This window comes from Cedecea sp. B1(4) (genome assembly GCF_059414925.1).
The window spans coordinates 1-301 of sequence record NZ_JCAHMZ010000281.1; the positions used below are offsets into that span (position 1 = coordinate 1).

The following is a 301-nucleotide window of genomic DNA, read 5'->3' on the forward strand; positions in this document are numbered from 1 at the left end:
GTCCTTATTCGATGAAGATCGTTACGGCGCGCCCGCCAGCAAGCAGCGTTACCGTATCGTGGAGTCCGACGTACCGATAAACCGACACGCCGGAAGTGCTGCGCGCTGCCGTTCGATATGCTGGGTATTGAGCAGTTGCGTGTGTGCGCACGTACAGGTTGTTGCGATAGACCCACGCGGTTGTGCCCTCCAAGCCGCGCACGCGTAGACGCTTGGCCTCTTCCGGTGGCGTGCCATCCATGAAATAGGTCAGATCCCCGTCGATGGTGGGCATTGAGGTCACGCTGACTGTGGTCCCAGC

At 60.1% G+C, this 301-nt stretch carries 1 protein-coding gene; it reads right to left on the reverse strand.

Translation table 11 applies throughout. The annotated features are described in order from the left end of the window. Nucleotides 1–4: 4 nt before the first annotated feature. Nucleotides 5–301 (reverse strand): DotH/IcmK family type IV secretion protein (locus tag ACR6JA_RS22945; protein WP_494599798.1); only part of this gene is annotated, 297 nt, incomplete at its 5' end.